Source organism: Aquitalea palustris, from assembly GCF_003693445.1.
Lineage (GTDB): Bacteria > Pseudomonadota > Gammaproteobacteria > Burkholderiales > Chromobacteriaceae > Aquitalea > Aquitalea palustris.
Genome location: NZ_RFAR01000082.1, coordinates 1 through 15,027, shown reverse-complemented (window position 1 = coordinate 15,027; position 15,027 = coordinate 1). Strand labels below are relative to the sequence as shown.

Below are 15,027 nucleotides of genomic sequence, written 5' to 3'. Positions count from 1 at the left end.
TCCAGCTTGTTGGTCCCCGCCAGTTTTGTTCTGGCATCAATTTTTTTAAGAAGCTCTGACACAGAAACCTCCGCTGCATCGGTTCGTTGTGGTGGCGCAATACTCCCGTTGTATACGCCAATTATTCATTTTCCCAGCTTTCTTTGAAAACTGTCTTGGCTCAGATCAGACTTTAAGTTGGCTTGGCTCAGACTTAGTCATTATCATACTGTTTAAGTCCTTTTTACAAATACGACGCTAAACATGGCCAAGACAGCATCAAATTTGAAAGACCAGGAGATGCTGGAGGCGGCTTTCGAGCAGTTCAATACGGTGTCCAGTCAGTTGATTGACGCATACCGCCAGCTGGAAGTGCAGGTTAATGTACTGAATGCGCAGCTGGATGAGGCTAACAACCAATTGCGAAAGCAGCGTGACGAAAACGCCGAACTTGCCGAAAGACTGGGCATGCTGCTGGAAGCGCTGCCTGCCGGCGTGGTGCAGCTGGCTGCCGATGGTGTGGTCGTGGCTGAAAACCCGGCGGCGCAGCTTTTGCTGCAAGGCAAACATGGCGGGCTGGCCTGGGATGCGGTCATGTCCGGCTGGACGCGTTCCGAGCTGGATGGGACCTATACCTTGCCGCAGCAGGAGGCCGCCCGTCGGCTGGCCTTGCAATACCAGGATCTGCCGGCCTCGGGTGGGCGCATCGTGCTGCTGCATGATGTCAGCCGCCTGCATCATTTGACTGTAGAACTGGCGCACCAGCAAAAGCTGGCCGCCATGGGTGGGATGGCTGCGTCGCTGGCGCACCAGTTGCGCACGCCGCTGGCTACGGCAATGCTTTATACCGCCAACCTGAAGCAGGAAGGCCTGCGGCCAGAGGATAGGGCTAAGTTTGTCGACAAGAGCCTGGCCCGGATGAAGGCGCTGGAGGGGCTGATCCAGAACATGCTGGGATTTGTGCGCGGCCAGACTAGCGCGCTGGAGTGGCTTGATGTCGCGGCGCTGGTCGAGGACGTTGCTGCGGTACTGATACCGCAATGTCATGAGCGTGGCATGATTTGGGATTGCAATAACCTGCTGCCTTCTGCCATAACGGTAATGGGCGACCGCAAGGCCCTGCAGGGTGCGCTGGTGAATTTGCTGGAAAATGCCATGCATTTCTCGCCGGAAGGCGGGCGCATCGGTCTCATGGTGTGCCTGCAGGACGAGCAGGTGTGTTTCCGGGTGGAGGACGATGGCATCGGCCTGCAGGGCGCAGACCCGGCCAGGCTGTTTGAGCCTTTCTTTACTACCCGGCCAGGCGGAACAGGCCTTGGGCTGTCCATCGTGAAAAAGGTGGCAGAAGAACTGGCAGGCACGGTGGTCGGTGGGGATCGTGCGCAAGGTGGTGCTTATTTCGAATTGACTCTCCCCTGCCGTGGGATGGGAGCGATTGATGTGTAATGTGAATCAGGGGGATTGATGATGAAGCCAGTGGTTAAAGTAGAAGGTCAGGTTGGTACGCTCGTTCTGGTCGGTCAGTTCGACTTCAATCTGCACAAGGATTTCCGCCTTTCCAGCCAGGAGTTGCTGGAAAATCCGGCTGTGCAGGAGATCCAGGTCGACTTCGATCAGGTGCCCTTTCTGGATAGCTCGGCGCTGGGCATGCTGCTGCTGTTGAAAGAGCGCGCAACCAGCCAGAAAAAGTCGATGTCGCTGATCAATTGCCGCGATACCGTGTTGCAAGTACTGGAAATTGCCTGCTTCAACAAGATGTTCACCATCAAGTGATGCCGGTCATGCAGGGCTCAGCGCCTGCCGGGGTTTGCATCCGCACTGGTCCGGTCTATATGTTTTGACAGGTAGTCGTTTGGCTTGGGATGTTCAAAAACCCTGAAACATGAATAGTTAATCCTTAAATAGGTAAAAACAGTTATTTACACGGTCCGGTCGATTTCTTTCTTGATTAAGCTGACATCTTGGTTGATGAAGAAGATAGTACATTGGCAATTTTGCTGAATGACCGGGGGCTACATGGTGCTTTCCTATCCGCAGCGACGTTTCGTGGCGTGTGGTCTTTGCCTGATTTCGGTACTGGTGATATTGAGTGGCCCCTTGTGGGGTGCGCTGGTGTGGGGCCTGGCTTTGCCGCTGGCCGCCAGCATGTTGTTCGTCTTGCATTTTCTGTACCTAGCCAAGGAGCCGAAGGTGATCGATAGGGAAGAGGCGGATGCCGGGAATGCCGAAGCTGCGCCTGTTGCGCCTGACTGCCTGGACTTCATCCAGGAGCAGATTTCCCAGTCGAAACTGGAGGTGAGCCGGGTACAGACACTGATCCAGGATGCAGTACTGACGCTGGTCAACAGTTTTTCCGGCCTGTCGCAGGAGGCTGCTGCACAGTTGCAGCTCGCCGAAAGCCTGGCCAAAGGCGAGGTGGGTATCGACTCGCATGCCATGTCCTTCAGCACTTTTGTCAATGAAATCGCCAATGCGATGGGCAGCTTTGTTGAAAAGACGGTGGAGAACAGCCGGCTGGCCATGCTGCTGGTCGAGCAAATGGAGTCTATCGGTCAGGAGATGCAGGGGGTCATTCTGTTGCTGGACGAGATCCACTCCATCACCAACCAAACCAATATGCTGGCCTTGAACGCTTCGATCGAGGCCGCCAGGGCAGGTGAGGCCGGCAGGGGGTTTGCCGTGGTGGCCGAGGAAGTGCGCCATCTGTCTGGCCGGACCAGCAGTTTCAGCGATGAAATCCGTAACCTGATCAACCGGGTGAATGGTTCGGTCGAGCATGCCGAGGGGCTGATCAACCAGCTGGCTTCGCAGGACATGATGTTCACCTTGCAGGCCAAGCAGCGGCTGGATGACACTTCGTCGCGCATCCGGGTCATGGATGCCATGATGGCCGAATCCATCAGTCGCTTGCGCCATGGCGTGGGTCTGCTGTCCGACCATGTCGGCGATGCCGTACGCTCGCTGCAGTTTCAGGACATGGTGTCGCAACTGATTGCCCACGTTGGCAAACGCTTGTACGGCATTGAAGAAATGATGGAATTGACCAGCAACAAGCAGCAACAACAAGGGCAGTGGGAGGTGAGAGCCTCTGCCCGGCTGGCAGAACTGCAAATCAGCCTGTCCAACAATCCGGTGGCGCAGGGGCAGATGCAGAGTGGCAGCATCGATTTGTTTTGAGCGTGAACAAAAGAAAAGTGGGAACAACATGCCAAAAAAAGTACTGACAGTCGATGATTCGGCGTCAATCCGTCAAATGGTGACCTTTACTCTCAAAAGTGCGGGCTATGAGGTGGTAGAGGCGGTGGATGGTAATGGTGGTCTGGCGCGTGCCCAGGCAGACAGCTTTGACCTGATCCTTACCGACCAGAACATGCCGGGCATGGACGGCCTGAACCTGATTCGCGCCCTGCGCAAATTGCCTGCCTATGGCACCACGCCCATCCTGATGCTGACCACCGAGTCCAGCGACCAGATGAAATCGCTGGGACGAGCGGCCGGTGCCACCGGCTGGCTGGTCAAGCCGTTTGATCCGCAAAAGCTGCTGGACGTGGTAAAGCGGCTGGTTGGCTGATTGCCCAGACCGATAGTGATGTGCCGGGCGACAGCAGGCGGGTTCCACAGCTGACTATCCGGACTGCGGAGTAAGGGGAAGCATCGTGTCAATCGATATGTCGCAGTTTCATCAGGTGTTCTTTGATGAAACCGACGAGCATCTGGCCACCATGGAGTCCGTGCTGCTGGGGATAGACCTGGCGGCACCGGACGGCGAAGACCTCAATGCCATCTTTCGTGCCGCCCACTCGATCAAGGGTGGGGCGGCGACTTTCGGCTTTGCTGATCTGGCCGCGCTGACCCATATCCTGGAAAACCTGCTGGACAAGGTGCGCAAGGGCAGCATGCGGCTGACTGCCGACATGGTGGATGCCTGCCTGAATGCCAAGGATGTGCTGGCCGCCATGCTGGGTGCACACCGTGGTGGCGAGGCCGTGGCCAATCCGGCCATCAGCGCGGTGGAAACCTGGCTGGAAGGTCTGGTGGCGGGCGGCAGTGCCGTAGCGCCGCCGCTGGCGGAAGCTGCGCAGTCACCCGCTGAGCCTGCGGTCTGCACCACACTGTATGTCGAACTGGATTGCTGCCTGCCGGCCACCGATTACCAGGCGCTGTTGCAGTCGCTGACTGCGCTGGGCGAGCTGAGCGTAGTGCAGGAAGGAGGGGGGCATGATCAACTGCCCTGGGTATTGATTTTCACCTCAACCCTGGCGGCAGATGAAGTCGCCGAATCGCTGGCCTTTTCCATCTCGCCCGAGCATTTCCGCATCACGCAGGATCATGGTCAGCAGGACGAGGGCGATTTCGGCCTGTTTCTTTCCTCCAGCATTGCCATTCCCACGCAGACTGCCGCTGCCAGCATTGCCTTTGAAGATGATGGCTTCGGTTTGTTCGAACCGCTGGCCCCGGCCGCTGGTGACAGCGGGCCGGCGGCAGACATGCTGTATGAAGAAGACGGCTTCGGGCTGTTTGCCCCGGTTGCCGGTCCAGCTGCCGCACCAGCCGCTCCAGCCATGCTGCACGAGGAAGAAGGTTTTGGCCTGTTTGCGCCGCTGGAGCCGGCTGCACCAGAGCAGGCCGTGGCCGCTGTGCCCACGGTGGCTGCTGTTGCCGCACCACGGCAGGAGCGTGCAGCGCCGGCAGTGGAAAATTCCATCCGGGTAAATATCGACAAGGTCGACCTGCTGCTGAATCTGGTGGGGGAACTGGTGATTACCCAGTCCATGCTCACCCAGTCCAGCCAGGAGCTGGACGCCGTGCAATACGAGCGCCTGCTGGGGGGCATTTCGGCCTTGCAGCGCAACTCGCGCGAATTGCAGGAAGCGGTGATGTCCATTCGCATGACCCCCATCGCCTTTGTTTTCAACCGTTTTCCGCGTGTGGTGCGCGATCTGGCCGGCAAGCTGGGCAAGCAGATCGAATTGAAAATGGTGGGCGAAAATACCGAGCTGGACAAAGGCTTTATCGAAAAACTGGCCGATCCGCTGACCCATCTGGTACGCAACAGCCTGGACCACGGCGTGGAAGCGCCCGAGGTCAGGGTAGCCAAGGGCAAGTCGGCGGTGGGGCGCTTGACGCTGCGTGCCTTTCATCAGGGCAGCAGCATTGTGATCGAAGTCACCGACGATGGTGCTGGCCTCAATCGCGAACGCATTCTGGCCAAGGCGCGTGAGCGCGGCATGCCGGTCAGTGATGCGCTGAGCGATAGCGAGGTGTGGGGACTGATTTTCGAGGCGGGCTTCTCCACCGCGACCGAAGTGACCGATGTATCCGGCCGCGGGGTGGGCATGGATGTGGTCAAGCGCAATATCCAGAGCATGGGCGGGCGTATTGATATCGACTCCATGCCGGATTTCGGCACCACCATCAGCATCCGCCTGCCGCTGACCCTGGCCATCATGGATGGCATGTCGGTGCGTGTCGGACACGACATCTATGTCATCCCGCTGTCTTTCGTACTGGAGTCGCTGCAGCCGCAGGCCCAGGAGCTGAAAACGGTGGCCGGGCGCGGCCAGCTGGTGAATGTGCGCGGCCAATACCTGCCCATCGTGTCGCTGGCAGCCTTTTTCGGTAATGCCGATGCCGTTGCCGCCAGCGACCCCACCCGTGCCATTCTGGTGATCGTCGAGGCCGGCGGCTACCAGCTGGCCCTGCTGGTGGATGAGCTTATCGGCCAGCAGCAGTTCGTGGTGAAGAACCTGGAAACCAATTATCGCAAAGTAGAGGGCATGTCCGGCGCCACCATCATGGGCGATGGCCGGGTGGCCCTGATTCTGGATATATCGATCATCGCCCGTCACAACCAGCGACCGGCACCAACGGCCGCACGGCAGGCCATGACGGACGAGGCATGAGGGGAAGGCAGAACCGATGACAGAACAGCTGGAATACCACCACGGGCAAAGCAAGGCAGTGCGCGAGCTGCTGGTATTTACCCTGGGACAGGAAGAATACGGGATCGACATCCTGAAAGTGCAGGAGATTCGTGGCTACGAAGCCGTCACGCGCATTGCCAACGCCCCAGCCTTCATCAAGGGAGTGGTCAATCTGCGTGGCAGCATCGTGCCGATTGTCGACATGCGCATCAAGTTCGGGCTGGGCGAACCGGTCTACAACGCATTCACGGTGGTGATCATCCTCAATATCTTCCAGCGTACGGTGGGGATGGTGGTGGATGGCGTGTCCGATGTCATCCAGCTGGCTGAGGATGAACTGCGCGATCCGCCAGAATTTGGTTCCGTGGTGGAAACCACGTATATCGAGGGCCTGGGCACCCAAGGGGAGCGCATGGTGATTATTGTGGATATCGAGCGCCTGATGAGTAGTGACGAGATGGCGCTGGTGGATATTACGGACCGTGGCTGAGGCCGACATGGCGTTTTGGAGAGGTGAATATGAATAATCTGAAAGTGTCACACCGCTTGCTGCTGGGCTTTGGCCTGCTGGTCGTGGTGATCATCGCCGCCATGGCGGTGGCGATTGCGCAGATCCACAGCCTGCGCAACGATATCGACGAAATCGCCAACACCCATGTGCCGCGCGCCGCCGAGGCCAACAAGGTGGTGGATAACGTCAATGTCACGGCCCGGGCCACCCGGACCTTGCTGCTGTCCAAAGACCCGGTGGTGCTGGAGCAGCAGCAAAAGCAGCTTGATGAATCTCTGACACTGATCACCCGCCAGATGAGCAGCTTGTCCAGCGGCGTGCCGGCAGAAGGACAGGTACTGTTCGACCGCCTGCGCACGGTGGAAGCCAGCTATCGCCAGCAACTGGCGGTGTTCCGCCAGCACCTGGTGGCCGGGCAGGAGGAAGAAGCCAAGAGCTATCTGCTGCAAACCCTGCGCGCCACCCAGCTGGACTACCTCAAGGCGATTGATGATTACATCAAGTTCGAAGAAGGCCTGTCCCGGCAGGTGGCACAAGGCACGCTGGAGCGGGCCAACAGTGCGGCTGTCCTGCTGAACTCGCTGATGGTGGCTGCGGTGCTGATTGCCATGCTGGCCGGCTGGCTGATCAGCCGCTCCCTGCTGCGGCAGATTGGTGGCGAGCCTGCCGCAGCGGTCAAATTGATGCAGGAGCTGGCTGCGGGCGAAGTGACCACCGAACTGAAAGTGGCGGCCAATGACAACAGCAGCCTGTTTGCCTATATCCGCCAGGCCGCGGACAAGGCGGTGGAGAACATCCGGGTGCGCAATGCACTGGATAATGCCGCCACCAATATGATGATTGCCGATGCCGCGTTCAATGTGGTGTACGCCAATCAGTCGGTCATCAATATGTTTTCTCAGGCAGAAAGCGATATTCGCCGCGATTTGCCGCAGTTTTCTGCCCGCAATCTGCTGGGCAGCAATATTGACCAGTTTCATCGCAATCCGGCGCATCAGCGTGGCCTGATGCAGCAACTGCGTAATCCGCACCAGGGCACCATCCATGTTGGTGGCCGTACCTTCCAGCTGATCCTGACCCCGATCAATGGCCGGACCGGCGAGCGCCTGGGTTATGGCGTGGAATGGATTGACCGTACTGCCGATCTGGCACAGCAGGCCATCGAGCAGCAACGGATCGATGCCGAGCGTGCAGTGGCCGCAGAAAACGCCCGCATCCGCAGCGCACTGGATAATGTCACCACCAATGTGATGATTGCCGACAACGAGCGCAACATCATCTATGTGAATCACAGCGTGCTGGAAATGCTGGCGGCAGCCGAGGCTGATCTGCGCAAGGCACTGCCCAACTTCAGCACCCGTCATGTACTGGGTGGCAGCATGGACATGTTCCACCGCAATCCGGCACACCAGCGTGATTTGCTGGCCAATCTGCGCAGCACTTACAAGGCTGATATCGCCGTCGGGGGGCGTCATTTCTCGCTGACTGCCAATCCGGTATTCGGTGGTGAGGGCGAACGTCTGGGTACGGTGGTGGAGTGGAAGGACCGCACCGGCGAAGTGCTGATCGAGAAGGAAGTGGAAGCTATCGTTAATGCTGCCGGCAAGGGCGACTATGCCTCGCGGCTGGTGGTGGAAGGCAAGACCGGCTTCTTCCGCGTGCTGTCCGAGGGCGTCAACCAGTTGCTGAGTGTCACCAGCCAGGCGCTGGGCGATATCGCCATCGTGCTGGGCGGCCTGGCCCAGGGCGACCTGACACGCACCATCAAGAACGATTACGAAGGCATGCTCGGCCAGCTCAAGTCCGATACCAACGCCACGGTGGAGCGCCTGCGCAGCATCGTGGGCAATATCCAGGAGTCGACCGAGGCCATCAACACCGCCTCGCAGGAAATTGCCGCCGGTAACAGCAATCTGTCCGGTCGCACCGAACAGCAGGCGGCCAGCCTGGAAGAAACCGCCTCCAGCATGGAAGAAATCACCAGCACCGTGCGGCAGAATGCGGAAAACGCCAAGAAGGCCAACAGCCTGGCCATCGGCGCTTCCGACATCGCGGCCCGTGGCGGTCAGGTGGTGGGCAATGTGGTGTCCACCATGAACGAGATCAACGACAGTGCCAAGAAGATTGTCGACATCATCAGCGTGATCGACGGCATTGCCTTCCAGACCAATATCCTGGCGCTGAATGCCGCAGTGGAAGCCGCGCGAGCCGGCGAACAGGGCCGCGGCTTTGCCGTGGTGGCCAGCGAGGTGCGCAATCTGGCACAGCGCTCGGCAGCGGCTGCCAAGGAAATCAAGCTGTTGATCGGCAACTCGGTGGACAAGGTGGAATCGGGCAGCCGGCTGGTGGATGAGGCTGGCCGCACCATGGAAGAAATCGTCAGCTCCATCCGCCGCGTGGCCGACATCATGAGCGATATTTCGGCGGCCTCGATCGAGCAAAGCTCGGGGATCGAGCAGGTCAATCTGGCGGTGACGCAGATGGACGAAAATACCCAGAAGAACGCGGCGCTGGTCGAGCAGGCTGCCGCTGCGGCCGAGTCGCTGGAAGAACAGGCCCGCCATCTGATGGAGGCGGTATCGATCTTCCGGCTCGACGGCACGCCGGTGGCACGTCTGTCGGCACCCAAGGCGCAGCGCAGCCACGATCACGGCCAGCCGGCCCGGCTGCAAGCACCCGGCCAGCAGGTGAAACCGGTATCGGCCCGCATGGCGCTCAATGCCGAGCGTATCAAGACCCTGCCGGGGCCGGCTCAACACGACGACGAATGGGAGGAGTTTTGAGCCGCGCGGTGATGCCCGATGAGCACTGAGCGCGATATCAAGTTTACCGCGGCGGATTTCCGTCGCCTGCGACAGATGTTGTACCAGCGTGTCGGCATTTCGCTGAACGACAGCAAAAGCCACATGGCTTATTCCCGGCTGGCCAAGCGCGTGCGCCAGCTGGGCATGCGGCAGTTTGCCGATTATCTGGACCTGCTGGAAAAGTCGGAAGGCGAGGCCGAGTGGCAGCACTTCGTCAACGCGCTCACCACCAACCTCACCGCGTTTTTCCGCGAGCCGCATCACTTTGACCTGTTGCGCTTGCATGCGATGGAGCGGGTGACGCAGGAGCGGCATTACCGGGTGTGGAGCGCGGCGGTGTCCACCGGCGAAGAAGCTTACTCCATCGCCATGACCTTGCTGTCCTTGCCGCAGCTCAATCGGCAAAAGCTGGAGCTGGTCGCCTCGGATATCGATACCAGGGTGCTCAGTCAGGCCGCCGATGGTGTCTACGACGCCGAGCGGGCCAAAGTGCTGGACAGCAGCCTGCTCAAGCGTTTTTTCCTGCGCGGGGTGGGGCACAATGCCGGCAAGGTGCGCATCCGGCGCGAAGTCCGCGAGCAGCTGTCGTTTTACCAGTTCAATCTGGTCGCTGCCGAATGGCCGGACATGGGGCGCTTTGACGTGATTTTCTGCCGCAATGTACTGATCTATTTCGACAAGCCAACCCAGGCCGCCATCCTGCAGCGGCTGGCTGCCAGCCTGCAGCCGGACGGGCTGTTGTTTCTGGGGCACTCGGAAAACATCCAGCATCTGAGCGACGCCTTCCAGTCTTGCGGCCGAACGGCCTACCGTCTGGCTAACCACAATATGCGGAGATGACATGAGCGCAGCCGCAGGCAGAAAAATAAGAATCGTGGTAGTGGATGATTCCGCGCTGATTCGCAGCCTGCTCACCACCATCATCAACGAAGCCCCCGACATGGAGGTGGTGGCCACCGCATCCGACCCCATCGTGGCGCGTGAGCGTATTCGGGAAACCAGCCCGGACATGATCACCCTGGATGTGGAAATGCCGCGCATGGACGGGCTGGAGTTCTTGCGCCGGCTGATGCGACTGCGGCCGACCCCGGTATTGATGATTTCCTCGCTGACCCAGTCCGGTTCGGAAACCACGCTCAGTGCGCTGGAACTGGGCGCGGTGGACTTTCTGCCCAAGCCGACGCTGGATGTCAGCAATACCATGCAAAGCTACGCCGACGACATCCGCGACAAGATTCGCATGGTGGCAGCCGCCCGCTTGCGCCGGCCGTCACTATTTGCGCCGAGTGCCGCCGCCGCACCAGCCCGCGTGGCGCCGGCCTTGCTGCGGCAGAATGCCATCATCGCCGTGGGTGCTTCCACCGGCGGCACCGATGCCATCAAGGAGTTTCTGGAAAAACTACCGGCAGGCAGCCCGCCGGTGCTGATTGTCCAGCACATGCCGGAAGGCTTTACCCTGTCGTTTGCCCGGCGGCTGGACAAGCTGTGCGCCATACAGGTCAAGGAGGCCGAAGATGGCGAGCCGCTGCTGCGCGGCGTGGCCTATGTCGCTCCCGGTCATTCGCATATGCGGCTGGGCAAGGGGACGCAGGGTTTTGTCATCTGCCTGGATCAAAGCCCACCGGTCAACCGGCACCGGCCATCGGTTGATGTGCTGTTTGCCTCGGTGGCTGCGCTGGCTGCCGCCCAGACCGTGGCCGTCATCATGACCGGCATGGGCAAGGACGGTGCGCTGGGCATGTTGCAATTGCGGCAGGCGGGTGCCATCACCTTTGCCCAGGACGAAGCCAGCTGTGTGGTATATGGCATGCCGCGCGAAGCCGTGGCGCAGGGCGGGGTGATGCATGTGCATCCGCTGTCGCAACTGGCCGACAAGGTAATGGACTGCCTGCGTCTGCCGCATGACAGGGCCGGGCCATGACTTATTCTGACCAGCCATCCGAGCGCCTGTATTTCGACCGGCAGTTCCAGATCGATGCCATCAAGATCTTGCCGGGCGAGTATTTCGCCACGCGCCAGCCGCTGATGCTGACCACCTTGCTGGGGTCCTGTGTGGCGGTGTGCCTGATGGACCGCCAGGCGCGGGTGCATGGCATGAATCATTTCCTGTTGCCGCAAGGCAGCGACTGGCATAGCCAGACCAGTGTGCCGGCGCGTTTTGGCGTCAATGCCATGGAATTGCTGATCACCGACATGCAAAAGCTGGGCGCACAGCGACACCGGCTGGAAGCCAAGGTATTTGGTGCCGGCAATGTGCTGGAGGGCATGTCGGTGGTGAATATCGGCGAACAGAACAGCGAATTCATCCGCGCCTATCTGCGCAGCGAGCAGATTCCGGTGCTGGCGGAAGACCTGCTGGGCAGCTTCGCCCGCAAGGTGTTTTTCTTCCCGGATGAGGGCAGGGTGCTGGTGCACAAGCTCAAGGGCAGCCGCACCCTGGTGTCCAAGGAAGCAGCTTACCGGCAGCGGCTGGACCGCCAGACCGCATCGCAGCCCGGCGGCGATATCGACCTGTTTATCTGATTCAGTCGCGTTGCAGATGGGGCAGCTTGTTTGTCACCTCGGCCCAGTCGGCATGGTCGGGCAACGGCGCCTTGCTTTGCGATAACACCGGCCATTGCTGCGACAGCTCGGCATTCAGCCGGATATACACCTGCTGTTCGGCCGGTACGTCGTCTTCGGCATAAATGGCCGATACCGGGCATTCGGCCACGCACAGCGTGCAGTCTATGCACTCCTCAGGATCGATGGCGAGAAAGTTGGGCCCCTCATGAAAGCAGTCCACCGGGCAGACATCCACGCAGTCGGTGTATTTGCATTTGACGCAGGCATCGGTTACAACGTAGGCCACGTTTGATTCCTCCTGATGATGGGACACTCCGCAGCAGTGGCAGCGTGTCCCGGGCATGCCGCAGGATGGTGCCGGCAGCCTTGCCGGTGGATGGATTATTTCCGAGTAATACGCTCAAGTATTATCAACCAAAAAACAGCGCACCGTGTCGCAATCTGCATTCTCATCGCCGAAACCTTTCGTCATGCCAAGCATTCCCTATCGTGGCCGTTTTGCCCCCAGTCCCACCGGCTTGCTGCATGCCGGTTCCCTGATGACCGCCGTGGGCAGTTATCTGGAAGCGCACCGCCGTGGCGGTGAATGGTGGGTGCGCATGGAAGATCTGGATCCGCCGCGGGAAGTGGCCGGGGCTGCCGACGACATCCTGCGCACGCTGGAAGCTTTCGGTTTCGAGTGGGATGGCCAAGTGGTGTACCAGAGCCAGCGCCATCAGCTGTATCAGGCCGCCTTGCAGCAACTGATCGAGGCCGGGCTGGTTTATCCCTGCACTTGTTCGCGCAAGGAAATCACCAGCGTGGCCCGACGTGGCGTGGATGGTTATGTCTATCCCGGCTGGTGTCGGAGCGGTTGCCGCAGCCAGCGCGCCAGCCATGCCTGGCGTTTGCGGGTGGATGAGCCGGCAGTGGGTTTTGTCGATCGCCTGCAAGGGCCATATCAGCAGGATCTGCCGCACGATATCGGCGATTTTGTGCTGCTGCGGGCCGATGGTTACTGGGCCTATCAACTGGCGGTAGTGGTGGATGATGCCGCGCAGGGCATGAGCGATATCGTGCGCGGGGCTGACCTGCTGGTGTCCACGCCGAGGCAGATCCATGTGCAGCGCTGTCTGGGCCTGCCCACGCCCACTTACTGCCATCTGCCCCTGCTGGTGAATGCGGCGGGCGAGAAGCTATCCAAGCAGACACTGGCGCCAGCCATCAACGCTGCCGATGTCAGCCGGGAGTTGCGCCTGGCACTGTGCCGGCTGGGTCACGTACCGCCTGCAGAGTGTCAGAGCGTGGGCGAATTGTGGCAGTGGGCCAAGGCCAACTGGTCGCTGTCGCGGGTGCCGGCTGGGCCCTGCCAACTGTAAGCGCAAGCCAGCCACCTGTTTCCTGTCATGCCCGCGTCCTGCGGGCATTTTGTTATCGCTAGCCCTCTGGCGGGTTTGTGCCAGCCAATGCACCCAAGCCCGGCAACACCTGTTGCAGCTGCTGATGGCCGTGCTTTTCTGGCGTGGCCGCGCTGGCTTGTCATTATTTCGGATTATCTATTTGATTTATCACATGGAGTTTGTTCGTCAAACAGCCTACATCGTAATAGGCAGCCCTGTGTCTGATGGTTCCGTCCGGTATTGGCAGTCATCTGCGTTGCCGGCCATTTTCAAAACAGCGACATGGAATTACATATGAAAAAATAATACATTTACAAAATAATTAAATACTAATATAGTGAAGCTCATACAGAACACGTTCTTTAACAGCTTCGATTTTCGGCCTCGATGGAGACAAGACCATGAGCGAGACCAATGTAAAAAAAGCGGCCCTGGGCGTGTGGATGTGTACCGCACTGGTGGTGGGTAATATGATCGGTTCCGGTGTATTCCTGCTTCCCGCTTCTCTCGCCCCCTACGGGGGGATGTCCCTGATTGGCTGGGCAATTACTTCGGCTGGTGCCATTTGTCTGGCGCTGGTGTTTGCCCGGCTCTCCGCCATGATTCCCAAAGAGGGTGGCCCCTATGCCTATATCCATGCCGGCTTTGGCGACTTCGCCGGCTTCTGGATCGCCTGGGGTTACTGGATAGCCCTCTGGGCCGGTAACGCCGCACTGGCGGTGGCCGCCACCAGCTATATGCAGGTGTTCTTCCCGCAACTGGGGCATGACAACCTGCTGGCTGCTGCGTTTTCCATCGGCCTGATCTGGACGGTTACCTGGATTAACAGCCGTGGCGCACGCAGTTCCGGGCTGGTTGCCATCGTGACAACCCTGCTCAAGCTGCTGCCGCTGGCCGCCGTCACCTTTATCGGCTTCTTTTACATGCAGCCGGAAAACCTGGTGTTCAACCCGCATGGCAAGCCTCTGATGAGTTCGGTTTCCGCCACCATGGCGCTCACCCTGTGGGCGTTTCTGGGGCTGGAGTCAGCCTCGGTGCCGGCTGGCGATGTGGATAACCCGAGCAAGACCATACCGCGGGCCACGGTCATCGGCACCTTGCTGGCCACCGTGCTGTACATCCTGTCCACGGTGTCGCTGATGGGGGTGATGTCACCGGCCATGCTGGCCAATTCACAAGCCCCGTTTGCCGATGCCGCCCGCCTGATGTGGGGCGACTGGGCCTACTGGGTAGTGGGTCTGGGGGCGGTGGTGTCCTGCTTTGGCGCACTCAATGGCTGGAGCCTGATGCAAGCCCATGTGCCCCATGCTGCCGCCAAGGACCAGTTGTTTCCCCGCCGCTTCGGCCAGACCAACCGCCAGGGTGTGCCGCTATTCGGTCTGCTGTTGTCCAGTGGTCTGGTGACGGTGCTCTTGGCGATGAAATACGCCGGCGGCGAGGGCGGGGTGAAGATTTTTGAATTCATCATCCTGCTGGCCACGGCCACCACCTTGCTGCCCTATGCCTTTTGCTCGATGGCGCTGCTGGCCATCATGCTGATGCAAAAAGGCAAATACACCCGGCGTGATTTCACCGCGCCACTGATCTTTTCCACCACGGGCTTTCTGTACGCGGTATGGGCACTGTTCGGTGCCGGTGCCGAGATTGTGATGTGGGGGATATTACTGCTGATGCTGGGTTTGCCGGTTTATGTCTGGCAGATCAAAGAACGTTACGAGACCGAAAACTGAAGCCAGCCTTTTGCTTTCCACTCCTTTGCCCCGGCAAGGGAGTGTACGGAAAAAGGTTTATGCGATTACTTATCTGAAAGGATTCATCATGACCGGCAAATTTGGTGTTCATTCCGAATGCGGCAAGCTGCGCAG

Annotated in this window: 13 protein-coding genes; 12 read left to right on the top strand and 1 reads right to left on the bottom strand. The window is 59.5% G+C overall.

Translation table 11 applies throughout. The annotated features are described in order from the left end of the window. Positions 1–264 precede the first annotated feature (264 nt). From EAY64_RS17290 to cheD, 10 genes are all read left to right on the top strand, one after another. A complete protein-coding gene (locus tag EAY64_RS17290; protein WP_103525983.1) occupies positions 265–1,425 on the top strand; it encodes a sensor histidine kinase in 1,161 nt (386 codons plus the stop codon). A gap of 18 nt (positions 1,426–1,443) precedes the next feature. Further along, positions 1,444–1,752 carry an STAS domain-containing protein gene (locus tag EAY64_RS17285; protein WP_226034252.1) on the top strand — a complete coding sequence of 103 codons (309 nt, stop codon included), beginning with the start codon at positions 1,444–1,446 and terminating at the stop codon, positions 1,750–1,752. A gap of 243 nt (positions 1,753–1,995) precedes the next feature. Then, positions 1,996–3,156: a methyl-accepting chemotaxis protein gene (locus tag EAY64_RS20845; RefSeq protein WP_158604721.1), complete on the top strand. Its 1,161-nt coding sequence runs from the start codon at positions 1,996–1,998 to the stop codon at positions 3,154–3,156. Between the two features lie 28 nt (positions 3,157–3,184). Then, entirely contained in the window at positions 3,185–3,550 is a 366-nt protein-coding gene (locus EAY64_RS17275; protein ID WP_059287422.1) for a response regulator, read from the top strand. Positions 3,551–3,635: 85 nt separating this feature from the next. Next, positions 3,636–5,882 carry a chemotaxis protein CheW gene (locus EAY64_RS17270; RefSeq protein WP_103525981.1) on the top strand — a complete coding sequence of 749 codons (2,247 nt, stop codon included), beginning with the start codon at positions 3,636–3,638 and terminating at the stop codon, positions 5,880–5,882. A 16-nt stretch (positions 5,883–5,898) separates the two neighbouring features. Further along, positions 5,899–6,393 carry a chemotaxis protein CheW gene (locus EAY64_RS17265; RefSeq protein ID WP_103525980.1) on the top strand — a complete coding sequence of 165 codons (495 nt, stop codon included), beginning with the start codon at positions 5,899–5,901 and terminating at the stop codon, positions 6,391–6,393. A gap of 29 nt (positions 6,394–6,422) precedes the next feature. Beyond that, complete coding sequence (locus EAY64_RS20880) at positions 6,423–9,197, top strand: methyl-accepting chemotaxis protein (protein ID WP_103525979.1); 2,775 nt, start codon at positions 6,423–6,425, stop codon at positions 9,195–9,197. A gap of 18 nt (positions 9,198–9,215) precedes the next feature. Next, positions 9,216–10,058, top strand: a complete 843-nt coding sequence (locus EAY64_RS17255; RefSeq protein WP_103525978.1) for a CheR family methyltransferase — start codon at positions 9,216–9,218, stop codon at positions 10,056–10,058. 1 nt (position 10,059) lies between these two features. Then, a complete protein-coding gene (locus EAY64_RS17250; RefSeq protein WP_103525977.1) occupies positions 10,060–11,139 on the top strand; it encodes a protein-glutamate methylesterase/protein-glutamine glutaminase in 1,080 nt (359 codons plus the stop codon). Then, positions 11,136–11,741, top strand: coding sequence for a chemoreceptor glutamine deamidase CheD (gene cheD, locus EAY64_RS17245; RefSeq protein WP_103525976.1), 606 nt, complete (start codon positions 11,136–11,138; stop codon positions 11,739–11,741). Before EAY64_RS17250 ends, cheD begins: the two co-directional genes overlap by 4 nt. A gap of 1 nt (position 11,742) precedes the next feature. Here the strand turns inward: cheD and fdxA are convergent, their stop codons facing one another. Then, positions 11,743–12,069 carry a ferredoxin FdxA gene (gene fdxA, locus EAY64_RS17240; RefSeq protein ID WP_103525975.1) on the bottom strand — a complete coding sequence of 109 codons (327 nt, stop codon included), beginning with the start codon at positions 12,067–12,069 and terminating at the stop codon, positions 11,743–11,745. A 184-nt stretch (positions 12,070–12,253) separates the two neighbouring features. Here fdxA and gluQRS point away from each other — a divergent pair, with 184 nt between their 5' ends. Continuing rightward, positions 12,254–13,141: a tRNA glutamyl-Q(34) synthetase GluQRS gene (gene gluQRS, locus EAY64_RS17235; protein ID WP_103525974.1), complete on the top strand. Its 888-nt coding sequence runs from the start codon at positions 12,254–12,256 to the stop codon at positions 13,139–13,141. A gap of 422 nt (positions 13,142–13,563) precedes the next feature. Continuing rightward, positions 13,564–14,892 (top strand): amino acid permease, encoded by a 1,329-nt coding sequence (locus tag EAY64_RS17230; protein WP_103525973.1) that lies wholly within the window; start codon positions 13,564–13,566, stop codon positions 14,890–14,892. Positions 14,893–15,027 lie beyond the last annotated feature (135 nt).